Annotated in this window: 16 protein-coding genes; 11 read left to right on the forward strand and 5 right to left on the reverse strand. The window is 64.1% G+C overall.

What is annotated here, in order from left to right; translation table 11 throughout:
- Positions 1–254 precede the first annotated feature (254 nt).
- Entirely contained in the window at positions 255–1,739 is a 1,485-nt protein-coding gene (locus tag OUZ45_RS04290; protein WP_266168684.1) for a RimK family protein, read from the forward strand.
- 169 nt (positions 1,740–1,908) lie between these two features.
- Here OUZ45_RS04290 and OUZ45_RS04295 read toward each other — a convergent pair whose 3' ends face one another.
- Positions 1,909–2,166 carry a hypothetical protein gene (locus OUZ45_RS04295; protein ID WP_266168685.1) on the reverse strand — a complete coding sequence of 86 codons (258 nt, stop codon included), beginning with the start codon at positions 2,164–2,166 and terminating at the stop codon, positions 1,909–1,911.
- 167 nt (positions 2,167–2,333) lie between these two features.
- Here OUZ45_RS04295 and aroE point away from each other — a divergent pair, with 167 nt between their 5' ends.
- From aroE to OUZ45_RS04325, 6 genes are all read left to right on the forward strand, one after another.
- Entirely contained in the window at positions 2,334–3,164 is an 831-nt protein-coding gene (gene aroE / locus OUZ45_RS04300) for a shikimate dehydrogenase (RefSeq protein WP_266168686.1), read from the forward strand.
- A gap of 3 nt (positions 3,165–3,167) precedes the next feature.
- Positions 3,168–3,431 (forward strand): YkgJ family cysteine cluster protein, encoded by a 264-nt coding sequence (locus OUZ45_RS04305; RefSeq protein ID WP_266168687.1) that lies wholly within the window; start codon positions 3,168–3,170, stop codon positions 3,429–3,431.
- Between the two features lie 223 nt (positions 3,432–3,654).
- Positions 3,655–5,370 carry a peptide-N4-asparagine amidase gene (locus tag OUZ45_RS04310; RefSeq protein WP_266168688.1) on the forward strand — a complete coding sequence of 572 codons (1,716 nt, stop codon included), beginning with the start codon at positions 3,655–3,657 and terminating at the stop codon, positions 5,368–5,370.
- Between the two features lie 135 nt (positions 5,371–5,505).
- A complete protein-coding gene (locus OUZ45_RS04315; protein WP_266168689.1) occupies positions 5,506–6,552 on the forward strand; it encodes an energy transducer TonB in 1,047 nt (348 codons plus the stop codon).
- 91 nt (positions 6,553–6,643) lie between these two features.
- Positions 6,644–6,937 carry a hypothetical protein gene (locus OUZ45_RS04320; RefSeq protein WP_266168690.1) on the forward strand — a complete coding sequence of 98 codons (294 nt, stop codon included), beginning with the start codon at positions 6,644–6,646 and terminating at the stop codon, positions 6,935–6,937.
- Between the two features lie 135 nt (positions 6,938–7,072).
- Positions 7,073–7,630, forward strand: coding sequence for a hypothetical protein (locus OUZ45_RS04325; RefSeq protein ID WP_266168691.1), 558 nt, complete (start codon positions 7,073–7,075; stop codon positions 7,628–7,630).
- 14 nt (positions 7,631–7,644) lie between these two features.
- On the opposite strand, the gene OUZ45_RS04330 is transcribed toward OUZ45_RS04325, so the two are convergent.
- The 3 genes from OUZ45_RS04330 to OUZ45_RS04340 all read right to left on the reverse strand — a co-directional run bounded on the left by OUZ45_RS04330 (position 7,645) and on the right by OUZ45_RS04340 (position 10,317).
- Positions 7,645–7,974 carry a low molecular weight protein tyrosine phosphatase family protein gene (locus tag OUZ45_RS04330; protein ID WP_266168692.1) on the reverse strand — a complete coding sequence of 110 codons (330 nt, stop codon included), beginning with the start codon at positions 7,972–7,974 and terminating at the stop codon, positions 7,645–7,647.
- Positions 7,971–8,507 carry a gamma carbonic anhydrase family protein gene (locus OUZ45_RS04335; protein ID WP_266168693.1) on the reverse strand — a complete coding sequence of 179 codons (537 nt, stop codon included), beginning with the start codon at positions 8,505–8,507 and terminating at the stop codon, positions 7,971–7,973. Before OUZ45_RS04335 ends, OUZ45_RS04330 begins: the two co-directional genes overlap by 4 nt.
- A 91-nt stretch (positions 8,508–8,598) precedes the next feature.
- The gene (locus OUZ45_RS04340; protein WP_266168694.1) at positions 8,599–10,317 is read right to left on the reverse strand and encodes a patatin-like phospholipase family protein; all 1,719 of its coding nucleotides are present in this window, start codon (positions 10,315–10,317) and stop codon (positions 8,599–8,601) included.
- A gap of 140 nt (positions 10,318–10,457) precedes the next feature.
- On the opposite strand from OUZ45_RS04340, the gene OUZ45_RS04345 reads away from it, so the two are divergent.
- Positions 10,458–12,560 (forward strand): M3 family metallopeptidase, encoded by a 2,103-nt coding sequence (locus OUZ45_RS04345; RefSeq protein WP_266168792.1) that lies wholly within the window; start codon positions 10,458–10,460, stop codon positions 12,558–12,560.
- 320 nt (positions 12,561–12,880) lie between these two features.
- Here the strand turns inward: OUZ45_RS04345 and OUZ45_RS04350 are convergent, their stop codons facing one another.
- Positions 12,881–13,090: a cold-shock protein gene (locus OUZ45_RS04350; protein ID WP_266168695.1), complete on the reverse strand. Its 210-nt coding sequence runs from the start codon at positions 13,088–13,090 to the stop codon at positions 12,881–12,883.
- A 206-nt stretch (positions 13,091–13,296) separates the two neighbouring features.
- Here OUZ45_RS04350 and xth point away from each other — a divergent pair, with 206 nt between their 5' ends.
- The 3 genes from xth (at position 13,297) to OUZ45_RS04365 (ending at position 15,772) form a co-directional block, all read left to right on the forward strand.
- Positions 13,297–14,067, forward strand: a complete 771-nt coding sequence (gene xth / locus OUZ45_RS04355) for an exodeoxyribonuclease III (RefSeq protein ID WP_266168696.1) — start codon at positions 13,297–13,299, stop codon at positions 14,065–14,067.
- The gene (locus tag OUZ45_RS04360) at positions 14,064–14,744 is read left to right on the forward strand and encodes a YecA/YgfB family protein (RefSeq protein ID WP_266168697.1); all 681 of its coding nucleotides are present in this window, start codon (positions 14,064–14,066) and stop codon (positions 14,742–14,744) included. The genes xth and OUZ45_RS04360 overlap by 4 nt, the downstream gene beginning before the upstream one ends.
- Positions 14,745–14,938: 194 nt before the next feature.
- Entirely contained in the window at positions 14,939–15,772 is an 834-nt protein-coding gene (locus OUZ45_RS04365; RefSeq protein WP_266168698.1) for a pirin family protein, read from the forward strand.
- Positions 15,773–15,934 lie beyond the last annotated feature (162 nt).

The raw sequence follows: 15,934 nt of genomic DNA on the forward strand, positions 1-15,934 counted from the left end.
GCGGATTCCGGTGCGGCGCGGGACGCGGCAGCAGTCAGAGGGGAAACGGAGGGTGGCGGAAGCGCGGCACTCTAGTCCTGTACGCCCTGCTGGGCAATCGCCCTGCAGTCACGGTAGACATATTGGCATTTAGTCATGCTTCAGATCATTCCCTTGTACAAAGCCCCCCATGTGCCAAACTGCGCGCCTTGCGCCGTGCCGCCCCGTTCCTCCACGTGACGACACCACCGTGGCTCTAACGAACTTGAGGTGTCATGTCCCGTCTCGTCATCGTTGTCGAGAAGGCCTCCGATTGGGGCTCCTACTATCCATCCGTCGACGTGGTCACCGCGATGGACTACCTGCGCGAACCCATCGGCGGCGACGACGAACGCACGCAAGTGATCAACCTGTGCCGCAGCTACAAGTACCTGGGCACCGGCTATTACGTGTCTTTGCTGGGTGAGGCGCGCGGGCACAAGGTGATGCCGTCGGTGCGCACGGTGAACGACCTGCGCCGGCGCTCGCTGTACGGCCTGGACATCGACGACCTCAACCAGAAGCTCACGCATTTCCTGCCGGCCGGCGGTCGCGACACCACGGATTTCGGCATCCTCGTTTACTTCGGTGAGACGGCCTACCCGGCGCTGCAGGATCTGGCGCGCCAGGTGTTCGAACTGTTCCCGTGCCCGCTGCTGCGTATCGAGTTCGAGCGCGACCGCGTGTGGCAGGTCAGCTCGATCAAACCGGTGGGTCTGCACACACTGGACGACGCTCAGGAAGACGCCTTTGCCGAGACGCTGGACAGTTTCTCCAAGAAGCTGTGGCGCAAGCCGCGTGCGCGCAAGCGTTACCGCTACGACATCGCCATGCTGGTCGACCCCAACGAGGCGATGCCGCCGTCGAACAAGAAGGCGCTGAAGTCCTTCATCAACGCCGGCAAGGAATTGGGCATCGAGGTCGACCCGATCGGCAAGAACGATTACCAGCGCCTGGCCGAGTACGACGGCCTGTTCATCCGCGAGACCACCGCCAGCGACAACCACACCTATCGCTTCGCCCATCGCGCGGAGAAGGAAGGCATGGTGGTCATCGACGATCCCAGTTCCATCCTCCGCTGCACCAACAAGATCTACCTCAACGATCTGATGATGTCGCGCAAGCTGGCCGTGCCCAACACCGAGATCATCTACCGCGACAACGCGAAGGGACTGAAGGACGTCGCCGCCAAGCTCGGCTTCCCCATCGTGCTGAAAATTCCGGACGGTTCGTTCTCCCGTGGCGTGGTCAAAGTGGAGGATGAGAAGGCACTGGAAAAGGCCGCGGGCGAGTTGTTCCAGCACAGTGCCCTGCTGCTAGCGCAGGAATTCGTCTACACCGAATTCGACTGGCGCATCGGCGTGCTGAACCACGAAGCGCTTTACGCCTGCAAGTACTACATGTCGCGCGGCCACTGGCAGATCTACAACCATGGCGCGAAAGGCACGGCTAAATCCGGCGGCTTCGAGACCATCCCCGTGCGCGATGCACCGTCCGAAGTAGTGAAGCTGGCGCTCAAGGCCACTCAGCCGATCGGCGATGGCCTTTACGGCGTGGACCTCAAGCAGGTTGGCGACAAGCCGGTGGTCATTGAGGTGAACGACAACCCGTCGATCGACGCAGGCGTCGAGGATGCTTACCTCGGCGAAGATCTGTACCTGCGCATCATGCAGGAGTTCATGCGCCGATTGGAGCGCAAGCGGCTGGGTATAGCCGACTGAGCCCTGGGCTCTCTACGTAAAGCGGGTGACTCCGGCAGCTCCTCCATGAGCTGCCGAAACCCGTAACGCGATCCATCGCGTCGCTCCGGCGGGTGCCCAGCCATCCCAGGCTGCCGTCGGAACCCCAGAGTGCGCTCCCTGCGCACCAGGCTCCACTGCCAAGCGGAATTCAGTGCCAGATGGCTTGTGGCGGACGACGTCGGCGAGGATGGGTGAGTGCCAGCAATTGGCGTGGCAGACCCGGCTCCAATGCCAACAACAGTACGAACGGTGCGCCCACCAGCCAGAACGCTGGCGTCCAGCCGAGCAGTTCGGTGCGCACAGGTACCAGTGTGGTGAGCAACAGCACGCTGCCGGACAACAGCCATAAGAGAGCGCTGACAACCAGACGTTGGTGGCGGGGGTGATCGAAAACTTGCGGGCGCATGACGGTCGTCCGTTCAGGTCGTGTGGAAGCAGCTTGCCTCCGGCCCATCTCAAAACCTGCGACGCCTAAATCTGCGACCTGCCGGACCAGCGGGATTAGAATATGAGGTTGTTGCGGGTAGGCTGCTGTGCCCCTGCGGGAATCGCCATTCAAATCAAGGAGCGCATATGAGTGCAGGCCAGTTCGCCGTCTTCGGGCATCCGATCGCCCACTCGCTCTCGCCGCAGATCCATCAGGCGTTTGCGAAACAGTTCGGTATCGCGCTGGAGTACCGCACCATCGATGCCGCACCGGCGGAGTTCGAAGCCAGCGTGCGCCGCTTTTTCGCGGAAGGCGGCCGGGGCGCCAATGTAACCCTGCCGCACAAGGCTGCTGCGTTCGCGCTGGCCGATCAGCGCAGCGAGGCAGCTACCCGCGCCGGCAGCGCCAATGTGTTCACACGGTTGCCCGATGGTCGTCTCGCCGCTCACAACACGGACGGCGACGGCATGGTGCGCGACCTCACCGAGCGCCATCAGGTCGACCTGCGTGGTCACGATGCCCTGCTGCTCGGTGCTGGCGGCGCGGCGCATGGCGTTGCCTGGGCGTTGCTTGATGCCGGCGTGAACACCCTCACTATTGTCAACCGCTCGCCCGAGGCCGCGGATGCGCTCGCCGACGCCATCGGCGATCCAGCGCGTGCGCATACGCGCTATTGGGAAGACCTGGCCGACATCGACAGCTACGACCTGATCATCAACGCCACATCCGCTGGCGTGCTGGGCACATCGCTGGACCTGCCCTTCAGCCTGATCGGCAATCGCGCTACCTGCTATGACCTCTCTTATGGCAAGGCGGCCACCGGCTTTGTCGCTTGGGCACGTGCGGGCGAAGCACGCTATGCCTTCGACGGACTGGGCATGCTGGTGGAAACCGCCGCCGACGCGTTCGAGCTGTGGCACGGCAAGAGGCCGGATACCGATCCTGTCTATCTCGCTCTGCGCCAGCAGTACGGCTGATCGGTGGGCCTTTCCTGTCGAGCCGGCTGCGGTGCCTGCTGCATCGCGCCATCCATCAGCACACCGATTCCGGGTATGCCGCAAGGCAAGCCCGCAGGCGTTCGTTGTGTGCAGCTGACCGACGATGATCGCTGCGCCATCTTCGGCCACCCGGAACGGCCGGCAGTGTGTTCGCGCCTGCGGCCGGAGCAGGCGATGTGCGGCGCGAATCAGCAGCAGGCCTTGGCTTATCTCGAAGCGCTAGAGGTTGCGACCGCTTCCTTGTAGGAGCACACCCTGTGCGCTCCTACAAGGAAGCGTTGCGACAATGGTCGCGTCCATTTAGACGTCTAATCAAGAAGTCTAAATCGTCTAAAAAGACTTGGGCCTGCACCGCGTGCTAGCGTGATTGGACAGGGGTACATCACGGGGAGTCAGCGCCATGTCGTCGAAGGGGTTCGTACGTCTTGGCCCGGTTTTGAACGGGCTGTTTATCGCACTTGGTTTTTGTATGTCCGTTGGGTCGGCGCAAGCCGACGGCAGCGATCCTGTCATAGGATCAACGAATGTTGTTGTCGCCGATCCGACCGTGCCGCGGCCTGCGGGCACGCCGTGCGTGGTCCAGCTGTTCAACGATGTCACCTTCACTGATTTCAATACGCGTCCTTACGACTACACACCGCCCACCTCCTGCCAGGGACGCTGGGCGAAGGTCGTGCTCGAAGCGGATTTCTCGGTCACCGCCGGCCGGCAGTACGATCGCACCGCCACGCTTTGGCTGGGTGGCGTGAATCTGTACTTCGGCACCACGCAGGAACCCTCGAGAGTGGTGTCGCCGAGCTGGCATGTGGAACGCGACCTCACCGATTACGACACGCTGCTGCGCCAGGCCGGCAAGGGTCAGGCGATCATCGGCAACATCGTGAACGATACCTACACAGGCGTGATCCATGGCAGTGCGCGCCTGCTGTTCTATCCAGCCTCACTGTTGGCGCCGCCCGCACCCGTGCCTGACGCGGTGTACCCGCTGGGCGCTGACGCGGTAGGCAACACAGCCGTTCTCAATGGACCCACCGACAAACTCGCCAAGACCTTGAGCCTGCCGCGCAACGTGGTGCGCGCCTACTTGGACGTGTTTGCGCAGAGCCAGGGCGGCGACGAGTTCTGGTACACCTGCGTGCCCGATGCGTATGCCGCGCAGGCCCAGGAGTGCGGTGGCGGCAATTTCCGCGAAGCGGAAGTCAGCATCGACGGCCAGCCGGCCGGTGTGGCGCCGGTGTATCCGTGGATCTACACCGGCGGCATCGACCCCTATCTGTGGCGACCGACTCCCGGCGTACAGACGCTCAACTTTATGCCTTATCGCGTGGACCTGACGCCGTTCGCCGGTCAGCTGAGTGACGGCAGTCCGCATGAAGTGGCGTTGAGCGTGGCGGGCGCACATGGCTACTTCTCGGCCACCGCCGCTCTATTGGTGTATCGCGATCGTCATGCGCATCAGGTCACCGGTCACATCACTCGCAACACCCTGGCTGATCAGCCGCCGACGCCGACCATCGGCAGCACGCTGGTGGCCGACAGCAGCGGTAATGTAAGCGGCGACATCACCACGCAGCTCACACGCCAGTTTGTGATCGAAGGTTATGCCACCACGTCGAGCGGGCGCGTGGTCAGTTCGGTGGCGCAGACGGTGGGCTTCAACGATCTTCAGCGCTTCACCATCAATGCGAGTACTTATCGCCAGCAAACCGAACAACTGACCCAGCTGGACAGCGTCAGTCAGAGCCGCGTCGGGCCGTTGATGACGGTGGAGTACCGCCAGCACGCCGCCTATCCGCTGCAAGTGGACTACAACCAGCAAACGGCAGCCGACGGTAGCGTCAGCGTGGCGACCATGGCGCATCAGGGCTATACGAATCACGGCGAACGGCGCTGGCTGGGCTTCGCTATTTATGCGGCCGACGTCGGCAACACGGTGGATAGCAGCGATACGCTGAACTTCGACGCCAGCGGTGCGGTCACCGGCCACACCGGTCAGCAAAGCGCCCAGAGCTTTACCTTCCGCGACAGCTTCGGCAGCTGCTATCGCACCGACCTGAGCACCACCGCTGGCGCGCTAGCGACCTATGCGACGGGCCAGGGCTGCCCGGACCAGCAGAATCGGGTGTGGTGGATCGCCCATCCGGATGGCTCGCCGGATAGCCGTAACCTGCAGGTGGGTTGGTAAGCCTATCGACGTGCAGCCGGCTGCAAGACGGCTGCACGCTTCCGGTAGGTGCATGAAAGAACGAGGTAGCGGGCAACATCCCCGCAATATGAGCTGACTAAGCTGGCGCGCTCGCGGATTCCCCGATGCCACCTTATGTCGCCCATGCCCGCCGCTCCACATCGTCACCGCACACAAGGTGCGACGCGTTATGTTCTGTTGATCTTGCTTGCCTTGTTTGCCTGCGCCGGCGGGGTGATCGTCTGGTTGCTGCGCGGTTCGAATAGCGTCGAACACGGTCCGCAGGAAGTCGCCGCCGCCGAGGCTGGCCAGATCAACCGTACCGCCGCGCCCGCCAGCACGACGGAGCTGCTTCAGCACGCACGCGTGGCCATGACACAACAGCGCCTGCTCGCGCCGGCCGGCGACAATGCCTTCGAGTGGTACCTGCAAGTATTGAAGCAACAGCCGGATAACCAGGCGGCGCAGGATGCTTTGCGCGAGATCTTCCCCTTCGCTGCCACGGCCGCCGAGCAGACCATCGGCCAGGGCAACGCCGCCGAAGCGAAACGACAGATCGACCTGCTCTCCCGCGCCGATCCCAGCAACTACACGCTTACTATCCTGCGCGCGAAATTGCAGGCCCAGATACAGGTGGCGGAAGACCAGCAGCGCCGCGAGCAGCAACTGGCCCAGGCTGCCGCGCAAAAGCAGCAAATGCATGCAGCACTACCGACATCCGCCACCGCAGTGCCAGCAGCTGCGGTGCCTGCCGTCGCTGCGCCGCTATCGTCGTCGATCAGCCATCCGGCATCGCCGCCAACGAATCGATCCACACCACTGCCAGAGGCGGAATCGACTACGGTTGTTGCGGCACCGCACATGGCGACCCGGCCCATCGCACCGACCCCGTCCGTTACCGAGTCTTCCGCCAGCACGACGGCGCCGGTGCTCACGCGCCGGATTGAACCGTACTATCCGAATGATGCGCGGCGCACACGCCGGCAAGGCTGGGTGGATGTGCGCTTCATCGTCGGAGTGGATGGCTCGGTGAGCCGTGCCAGTGTGATCGATGCTGACCCCAAGAACGTTTTCGACCGTGCTGCGCTGAGTGCGGTCGAACGCTGGCAATTCACACCCGGCTTGCGCAATGGCGCGCCGGTATCGGCGGAGTTGCGGCAGCGCATTGAGTTTCGTCTTTGAGTCGCTGATGTCTCGCTCCCCTGCTCGCAGGGGGCAGAAGCGGAGTGCAGGACGTGGCGCATAATCGCCGCACTTGCCAAGGAGATCCGTCGTGCGAAAGGCCACGCTCGCCCTGTTCGTCCTCGCCATCGCCGTCGCCACCGGTGCTTGTCACGACATGACCCAGCCCACGTCCAAACCGGTGGCTGGCTTTGTGACCGATATAAAGCGCTTCGACGATTTCATCGCCACCCATCCCACGCCGGATCAGTTCCACGCGACCTATCCCGACGTGCAGCTGGTGATGCCGGGCACCATGACCACCATGGAGTTCCGCAGCAACAACAGCCGCTATTACCCGGAGCTGGACAAGGACGGCCATATTGTCGGCGGTCGCTTCGGCTGAGAGCGGAAACAGGCTCTTTGGATAAAATGCCAACGGCGTCACATCGCTGACATCTGACGTGGCTACCGTGGCGCGCTGCTGGGACATGCACCATCGCACGTCCCGAATGCGGCCCCACTCCATCGGCCAGGTGTCATGTCTCGTCTGCTTTCCGCCGCGTCCTCGCGACGCGGACTGCTTGTTGTCTCGTTCGGGCTGTTCGTTGTGGCGGCGGGTGCCGCGTACGCGTTCATGCGTCCACCCTCCAGCGCGGGCCTTGCTTCCGCCCCGGGCAACGCTCCGGCGGTGGCCGCCACCAGCGGTGGCGCTGACGACAACAGCGGTGTGGGCATCATGTTGGGCTTAGCCAAATCGGCGATCGATGAGAAGCGGCTGATCGCCCCGGCCGGCGCCAATGCCTACGAGTTCTATCTCAGCGCGCTGCAGCTGGATCCGAGCAACGCCAAGGCGCAGGAAGGCTTGCATGATCTGTTCGAGCCTGCCGCCGACGACGTGGAGCGCGCCATCAACAATAACGAACTGGACGAAGCCCAACGCGAGCTAGGGCTGCTGCGCGATTTCGATGGCACCAACTACAAGCTCGCCTTGCTCGGCGGCAAGCTGGATGCGCAGCGTCAGATGCAGATTCGCAGCGATGAAGCACGCGCGGCGATGATCCAGTCAGCGGTATCGTCAACCACGCAGCCGCAGTGAGGCGTGTGGCCTGGTCAGCGCAACAGCGGACCGGCCTTCTTCAGCAATAGCTCGATCAGCTCCGCCTGCATGAAGTCGTAGTCATCGGGAATCCCCAACACCACGACGCGCTTGCCCTTGAGTTGGCCGCCGAAGCGCGATTGCAGCCGGCGCCGATGCGCGGACTCCATCACCAGGATCAAGTCCGCCCACGCCAGTTGATCGGCGGAGAGCAGTGTATCTGCATCGGGCGAGAGGCCGGCCGAGTCCACTTCGAGCTGCGGCCAGGTGCGGAACACCTGTTCCGCCGTCGGGCTGCGCAGACGGTTGCGGCTGCACAGAAAGAGCACGCGGCGCACGCTCATCCGGCGATGAGGTACTCGTCCTTCAGCCGCACGTAGTGGTCGGCGGAATAATGCAGCTGTTCGATCTGCTGATCATTGAGCAGCCGTACGAACTTGGCCGGATTGCCCAGCCACAGCTCGCGCTCGCCTACCACCTTGCCTGGCGGGATGACGCTGCCGGCGCCGACGAAGCCGTACTTCTTCACCGTGGCGCCATCGAGCACGGTGGCGTGCATGCCGATCAGACAGTAATCCTCGATGGTGCAGGCGTGGATCACCGCAGCGTGGCCGATGGTGACGCCCTCGCCCACTAGCGTGGGGAAACCGCCCGGCGAATACGGACCGTCGTGAGTAACATGCACGATGGTGCCGTCCTGCACATTGCTGCGCGCGCCGATGCGGATGTGGTGCACATCGCCGCGTAGTACGGCGCCGGGCCAGATCGACACATCGTCGGCCAACTCGACGGCGCCGATCACGGTGGCGGCCGGGTCCACGTAGACGCGCTGGCCGAGGGTGGGGGCGATGCCCCGATAAGTGCGGAGATGATTCATGCGCGCATGGTAACGGTTGAGGTCTCGGTAGGAGCCCACCCTGTGGGCGAAAGCTGCCGCCGCGCAGAGCGGTCGCCCACAGGGTGGGCTCCTACCGTTGCTGGTTTTCCAGCACCTTCAACGTATGCAGATACCCCGCCTCGATGGCGCGCTGCCAATCCTTCCAGTCCAGCATGCCGATGTGTTCGAGCGGCGGAGTGATGAGCAGGTTCGCGCGTTCGCGCCGATGTGCGCTCGGCTCTTCGCTATTCACCATGGCCGCGCGCACCAGGGTGGAGAGCAGGCCAGGGCGCTGGATGGTCTGCCGCTGCATCAGCAGGCGCCACCACGGCGGCGTGGCGTATTCCTCGGCGGTGGTGAGCAGGGAGATGTCGGCGCGGATATCCACCGCAGTGATGTGAGCGATGCCGTCGCTGGCCATTACATCGGTGGGCAGGTTGTCCATCACGGCGCCGTCGATATAGACGCGACCGCGATGCAGCACCGGCGGCAGCACGCCGGGGATGGCGCTGGAAGCGCGCAGCCATAGCCACAGCGGCCCGCGCCGCTGCACCACCATGCCGTCGCCGGACAGGCAGGTGGTGATGCAGAAGAACGGCAGCGTGAGGTCCTCGATGTCCAGCGCACCGAAGGCACGGCGCAGCATCAGGGCGGCTCGACGGCCGCGCGTGAGCGCCACCAGTGGCAAGGTCCAGTCGGACAGTGGGCGGCCTTCGACGAAGGCGCGACGGTAGGTCTCGGTCATCTCGCCGATCTCCCAACCGCAGGCCACGCCCGCGCCGATGATGGCGCCGATGCTGGTGCCGCCTACGCTGTCGAACACATGGCCGGCTTCCTTCAAGGCGCGCAACGCGCCGAGATGCGCCAGGCCGCGCGCGCCGCCGCCAGCGAGCACCAAGCCGCGTGCATGGCCGCTCACCAGCCGTGCCAGCCGTGCGATATCCGCCTGGTTGCCGATGTGGTGATGATGCAGCTCGCCGCAGAACTGAGCGCGCCAGCGATGCGCGGCACCCAGGCTGGGCTGGCGCCCGGCGTGCAGCAGGATCAGGTGGCGCGGCCTGTGTCCGGCGCGTGAGGGATGCAGCGGCGTGACTTCCGGCCACGACCGCGCTGGTTGCGCGGCCTGTGCGGGTAGCAGCAACACATCGGCCTGGCGCAGGCAGCGCTCGCGCCAGAAGGGGTCGCCACGCGTATCCAGGTAGATCACGAAACGCACCTGCGCCTCGCGCTCGGCGAACCAGTCGCTGCCGCGGCCGGCGCCATGTTCCGCGTCGATCACCGCGCAGCTGCCGTAGGGTTCCAGCGCCATCGCCAGCTGCATGGCCAGAGCGCGGGCTGGCACTTCCGCATCCACCGGCAGCATGGCGAAGGTGCGTGCGCTGCCGGGCGTGTCTTCGTTGCGCAGGCGCCGCTGCAAGCGGGCAATGGCCACCCGCGCCACACCGAGCATGGCTTGCGGATGGTCGCTGACCAGCTTTTCGAAAGCACCGCGATCCAGCCGCAGCAATTCCGAATCGCGCAGGGCGCGCACGGTCAAATGACGGTTCTCGCCGCTGACCAGGCTGATCTCGCCTACGCTGTCGCCAGCGGCAATCAAATGCACCAGATCAGTGGGGCCGTCGAACAGACCCAGGCTGCCGCTGACCAGCAGATACATGGCATCGGCTGGCTCGCCCTGCTTGAACAAGGGTCGTCCACCGGGCAGGCCGAACCACACCAGCTGATGGTCGAGTGCAGCCAGTGCTTCGGCATCCAGATGCCCGAACACATCGCTTTGACGGAGTAATCCGGTGAAATCCGGGATCGGCATGCCCGCGATGGTACGGCGTTGGACATGACAATTCCGAAAGGGCCTGACGAGTCCAGATCGTCGGCCCGGATCGGCTTGATTTCGCCCCGGCCGGTCGCCACGCTGGCGGTCCCAAGGAGATTTCCATGTCCCAAGACAACATGCCCCAGAAGAGCCGCGCCCAAAAGAACGTGGCCCAAAAGAGCGGGGCCCAAGACAACCCGCTACTGGCCGGCGACGCCCTGCCCGCGTTCCCGCAGATCCGCCCCGAGCACGTCGCCCCGGCCATCGACACCCTGCTGGCCGATTATCGCGAAGGTATCGATGCGCTCACCGCTGCCGGCGGACCGCGTGATTTCGCCGGTGTCATGTTGACCCAGGAACGTTTGGAGCAGCAGCTGGCGCGTGCCTGGTCGCCGGTGAGCCATTTGCACTCGGTGGCCGACAGCGAGGCCTTGCGCGAGGTGTATGGGCCGGCCGAGGAAAAGCTCACCGACCACGCCATCGAGCTGGGTCAGAACCGCGAGCTGTACCAAGTGGTGCAGGCGCTGGCCGATGCGCCGGATTTCGCCGCGCTGTCGCGGCCGGAGCGCGCGTTGATCGAACACGCGCTACGCGACTTCAAGCTCTCCGGCGTGGCGCTGGAGGAGCCGGCGCGCTCCCGTTATCGCGCCATCGGCGTGGAGCTGAGCAAGTTGTCCACTGAGTTTTCCAACGCCGTACTGGATGCCACCGACGCTTGGCATGAGCACATCACCGATGAGCGCGATCTGGCCGGCGTTCCCGAATCCGGCCGTGCCGTGCTACGCCAGTACGCCAAGGAACAGGACCTGGATGGCTATCTGGTGACGCTCAAGCAGCCCAGCGTGCAGACCGTGCTCACCTATGCCGACAACCGCGGCCTGCGCGAGCGGGTGTACTGGGCCTACCAGACCCGCGCCTCCGACCAGGGTCCGCATGCCGGCAAGTACGACAACGGCCCGCGCATCGAGAAGATCATGGCGCTGCGCCATGAGGCTGCGCTGCTGCTCGGCTTCGCCAATGCCGCCGAGGAGTCGCTGGCGACCAAGATGGCGGCGTCGCCCACCGAAGTGATGGAGTTTCTGCACGACCTGGCCCAGCGCGCGCGGCCGGTGGCGCGCAAGGAGCTGGCCACGTTGCGCGAGTTCGCCAGCAAAGAGCTGAAGCTGGACAACCTCGAATCCTGGGACGTCGGCTACGCTTCCGAAAAACTGCGCCAGAAAAACTACGACCTCGACGAAGAACAGCTCAAGCCGTACTTCCCGCTGCCGGCGGTGATCGATGGTCTGTTCGGCCTGGTGCAGAAACTCTACGGCGTCACCCTGAGCCTGCGCGAAGGCGTTGATGTGTGGCATCCGGAGGTGCGTTATTACGACATGCGCGATGCCGACGGCCGTGTATTCGCCGGTGCCTATGTCGATCTCTACGCACGCTCGGGCAAGCGCGGTGGCGCCTGGATGGATGTGTGCCGCGCGCGTTTCGACGATGGTGCGAGCGAGCAGCTGCCAGTGGCCTTCCTCACCTGCAACTTCGCGCCGCCCACCGAGGGCCGCCCGGCCCTGCTTACGCACGACGACGTGCTGACCCTGTTCCATGAATTCGGCCATGGCCTGCACCATCTGCTCACCGAGATCGCCCTGCCCTCGATCGGCGGCATCGAAGGCGTGGAATGGGATGCGGTGGAACTGCCTAGCCAGTTCATGGAGAACTTCGGCTGGAACCGCGAGGCGCTCGATCTGTTCGCGCGCCACTGGCAGACCGGCGAGCGCCTGCCTGAGGAACTGTTCCAGCGCATGCTGGCCGCACGGTACTTCCAGGCCGGCCTGTTCCTGGTGCGCCAGCTGGAGTTCGCCTTGTTCGATTTCAGCTTGCACCTGGGGTACGACCCGGAACAGGGCGCACGCACGTTGGCCGTACTCGAAGAGGTTCGCAAGGAAGTGGCCGTGCTGCACCCGCCGATCTGGCAGCGCTTCCCGAACGGCTTCAGCCACATCTTCGCCGGTGGCTATGCGGCCGGTTACTACAGCTACCTGTGGGCCGAACTGTTGAGCGCGGATGCGTTTGGAGAGTTCGAAGAACGCGCCAAGGCCAGTGGCAGCGTGATTGATCGCAGCACCGGCGAACGGTTCCGGCAGGAAATTCTCGCCGTGGGCGCCAGTCGCCCGGCGCTGGAGAGCTTCATGGCTTTCCGCGGCAGGAAGCCGGAGCCGGAAGCCCTGCTGCGTAGCTATGGATTGGCGTGACGCGATCTAGGGATGCTCTGATCTATTCCGCGCACCCGTCACCGCCCTGTATGCGCGCAGCGGTTTGTCGCGGCGGTGAAGGCAGACTGGCTGTCTGTCGAGCCGCTGGGGCGAAGCGCTGCGCGCATACAGGGCGGCCCCACGTGTTGAATATGCATGTGGGGTGACGTCCAGAAGGCCCGCAGGCTGCGCCGCGCAACACACCTGCGGGCCTTCTGGACGTCATGCCGGGTACGTGGAATAGATCAGAGCATCCCTATGGTCCAGACACAAAAAAGCCCGCCGAAGCGGGCTTTTTTGCGAATCAGGTTCGACTGACCTCAGGCAACCTGGACTTCGTCGGCCTGCAGGCCCTTCGGGCCCTTGGTGACCACGAAGGTGACCTTCTGGCCTTCCTGCAGCGACTTGAAGCCGTTGCCCTGGATGGCGCGGAAGTGCACGAACAGGTCATCACCGCTTTCCGGGGTGATGAAGCCGAAGCCCTTGGCGTCGTTGAACCACTTGACGGTTCCACTCTGACGATTTGACATAAAACATACCTTTGAAACGTGAATGATCAGCGGTTTGAAATGAGGTGTTCAGGGCCGCTGTGGAAGCAGTGCATCCGAGTTACCTCAAACCCTGCGCCGCCTATCATATCCCTTTTCGGGCTTGGGGTTTGATATTTCCAATCTAGCCCCTACCCGGCCAGTGGAGCGGGCTCGGGCTGCAGCCGGGCTTCCCTTACAATGCGCCCATGAAAATAGCCTCCTGGAACGTCAATTCCCTCAAGGTGCGCCTACCGCAGCTGACCGAGTGGGCGGCCGAGGCGCGGCCGGACATCATCGCCCTGCAGGAAACCAAGCTGGAGGACACCAAGTTCCCGGTGGACGAGCTGGCGGCGGCGGGCTACCGGTCGGTGTATTCCGGCCAGAAGACCTACAACGGCGTGGCGATCCTAGCCCGTGACGAGCCCACCGACATTGTCACGGATATCCCCGGGCTGGACGATCCGCAGCGCCGAATCCTCGCCGCCACCGTCGGCGGCGTGCGTGTGGTGGACCTGTACGTGGTCAACGGCAAAGCCGTGGGCGACGAGAAATACGCCTACAAGCTGCACTGGCTGGCCAGGGTGCGCGAATTCCTCGCCCACGAGATCGAACGCCACCCGAACCTGGTGGTGTTGGGCGATTTCAACATCGCGCCGGACGACCGCGACGTCTACGACCCAGTGACCTGGGGCGAAGACATTCTGTGCTCGCCGCCGGAGCGCGCGGCGCTCAAGGCGATCACCGATCTTGGCCTGCACGACAGCTTTCGCCTGTTTGAACAAGCCGGCGAACACTACAGTTGGTGGGACTACCGCCAGGCAGCCTTCCGGCGCAACATGGGCCTTCGCATTGACCTGATCCTCGTCAGCGATGCCCTGAAACCCGTGGCGACGGCAGCTGCCATCGACCGCACACCGCGACGCTGGGAACGGCCTTCGGACCACACCCCGGTGACGCTGGATCTGGATATCCAATGAATACACCGAAGACCGACTGGCCCACTTCGCTCAACGACAACGAGCTCGACGAACTGGACCGTTATCTGCGCGCCCACGCTCGTGAGGGCGACCTGCTGCTGGACGGCGTGCACGGCATGCTCTCCGGGCTGGCGGTCGGCCCGCTGCAGGTGCTGCCGGAGGAATGGCTGCCCGAAGTGCTGCACGAGCCGTTCGCCAACGAGGAAGAAGGCAACCGCGTGCTGGCACTGCTGGCCAAGCTCAACGATTCCATCGAGGCGGAACTCGATGTCGACGCCTACGAGCCCATCCTGGGCGAAATCGACACCGAGGCTGGCCCCGCGCTGTCCGCGGCTGGCTGGTGCGAAGGCTTCAGCCGCGCCATCGATCTGCGCGCCAACCTGTGGGAAAAGCGCCTGGCCGACGATTCGGCACTGATGGAGCTGCTTGGCCCGGTGATGGCCCTGGCGGTGGACGAAGGCATCCTCAGCGCCGAGGCGGATTTCGACAAGCTTAGCGACGAGGAATACGACGAGTGCCTGGCCCAGGTGCCGAGCGTGCTCGCCGCGGTGGGTCAGTACTGGCACGAACACCCGGTGACCGAAGCCGAGGTGGAAGCGATGGTGCAGCCCAGCGAAGAGAACGGCACCGAGAGCACCCCGCCGCCTCGTCATCGCAGCGGCCACTGGGTGCATTAGGGCGAGTAAGGGGGTAGGAAGTAAGGGGTAAGAATGCCAGCCCAGGTACTGCGATAGCGCTAATGGCTCGCGCACTTACTCCTTACTACTTACCCCTCCTCTTGCTCTTGGAAACACTCCGTTCGTATCGCGCCGCTTGGATGCGGCAAGCTGCATAACCATCATGGTGCGTAGACTTTCTACGGGAGCCGGCCATGACCGAGCGCAGCATTCTTCGCCGCATTCGCGGCACCGATACCTCCGATGGCGCGGGCGTCAAGCTCAAGCGCATCATCGGCCAGCCCGGCCTGGATATGGTCGACCCCTTCTTACTGCTGGACGAATTCCGTTCCGATCAGGCGGGCGATTACCTCGCCGGCTTCCCGGAGCATCCGCATCGCGGCTTCGAAACCGTCACCTACATGCTGGCCGGTCACATGCAGCACGGCGACAACCACGGCAACCGCGGCGACCTCGGTCCCGGCAGCGTGCAGTGGATGACGGCCGGTCGCGGCATCCTGCATTCGGAAATGCCGCAGCAGGAAAACGGCCTGATGTGGGGTTTCCAGCTGTGGGTGAACCTGCCCGCCAAAGACAAAATGACCGAGCCGCGCTACCAGGACATCGGGCCGGAGCGCATTCCGGTGGCGCATCCTTCCGATGGCGTTGAAGTGAAGGTGATCGCCGGTGAATTGTTCGGCGCTACCGGTCCCGTGGCCGGCGTGGTCACCGCACCCGTCTATCTGGACATCGCCGTGCAGCCGGGTGCGCAGGTGGAGATTCCGCTGCCGGAAGGCCATAGCGCATTTGCCTACGTGTTCGATGGCAGTGACGCCCAAGTAGCCGGCGATGTGCTGCGCCGTAGCGAGCTGGCGGTGTTGTCGAAGGGCGACAGTGTGCGTGTCGCGGGTCGCGATGCGGCAGCGCGGGTGTTGCTGGTGGCGGGTAAGCCGCTAGGCGAAAGCGTGGCGCGCTATGGGCCGTTTGTGATGAATACGCCGGAGCAGATTCACGAGGCGATTGCGGATTTCCGCGCGGGCAAGTTCTGAGCGTTTGGCCCCCTCTCCGCTTTGGGGAGAGGGGCGGATGCTCGGATTACCACCTCAACTTCGTCATTCTGGTGAAGACCTGACAGGCGCGAAGCGTCCAGAACGTCCGAGGGCCGGCCCCGAAGGGGGGCGAAGCGAATCATCCAGTTGGGTACTGCTCGG

This window comes from Dyella subtropica (genome assembly GCF_026283965.1).
GTDB classification, from domain to species: domain Bacteria; phylum Pseudomonadota; class Gammaproteobacteria; order Xanthomonadales; family Rhodanobacteraceae; genus Dyella_D; species Dyella_D subtropica.

What these genes read in the sequence shown, in the direction of transcription:
- OUZ45_RS04290 (WP_266168684.1), top strand. Translation starts at nt 255, where the DNA reads ATGTCCCGTCTCGTCATCGTTGTCGAGAAGGCCTCCGATTGGGGCTCC.
- OUZ45_RS04295 (WP_266168685.1), bottom strand. Translation starts at nt 2,166, where the DNA reads ATGCGCCCGCAAGTTTTCGATCACCCCCGCCACCAACGTCTGGTTGTC.
- aroE (WP_266168686.1), top strand. Translation starts at nt 2,334, where the DNA reads ATGAGTGCAGGCCAGTTCGCCGTCTTCGGGCATCCGATCGCCCACTCG.
- OUZ45_RS04310 (WP_266168688.1), top strand. Translation starts at nt 3,655, where the DNA reads ATGTCCGTTGGGTCGGCGCAAGCCGACGGCAGCGATCCTGTCATAGGA.
- OUZ45_RS04315 (WP_266168689.1), top strand. Translation starts at nt 5,506, where the DNA reads ATGTCGCCCATGCCCGCCGCTCCACATCGTCACCGCACACAAGGTGCG.
- OUZ45_RS04325 (WP_266168691.1), top strand. Translation starts at nt 7,073, where the DNA reads ATGTCTCGTCTGCTTTCCGCCGCGTCCTCGCGACGCGGACTGCTTGTT.
- OUZ45_RS04330 (WP_266168692.1), bottom strand. Translation starts at nt 7,974, where the DNA reads ATGAGCGTGCGCCGCGTGCTCTTTCTGTGCAGCCGCAACCGTCTGCGC.
- OUZ45_RS04335 (WP_266168693.1), bottom strand. Translation starts at nt 8,507, where the DNA reads ATGAATCATCTCCGCACTTATCGGGGCATCGCCCCCACCCTCGGCCAG.
- OUZ45_RS04340 (WP_266168694.1), bottom strand. Translation starts at nt 10,317, where the DNA reads ATGCCGATCCCGGATTTCACCGGATTACTCCGTCAAAGCGATGTGTTC.
- OUZ45_RS04345 (WP_266168792.1), top strand. Translation starts at nt 10,458, where the DNA reads ATGCCCCAGAAGAGCCGCGCCCAAAAGAACGTGGCCCAAAAGAGCGGG.
- OUZ45_RS04350 (WP_266168695.1), bottom strand. Translation starts at nt 13,090, where the DNA reads ATGTCAAATCGTCAGAGTGGAACCGTCAAGTGGTTCAACGACGCCAAG.
- xth (WP_266168696.1), top strand. Translation starts at nt 13,297, where the DNA reads ATGAAAATAGCCTCCTGGAACGTCAATTCCCTCAAGGTGCGCCTACCG.
- OUZ45_RS04360 (WP_266168697.1), top strand. Translation starts at nt 14,064, where the DNA reads ATGAATACACCGAAGACCGACTGGCCCACTTCGCTCAACGACAACGAG.
- OUZ45_RS04365 (WP_266168698.1), top strand. Translation starts at nt 14,939, where the DNA reads ATGACCGAGCGCAGCATTCTTCGCCGCATTCGCGGCACCGATACCTCC.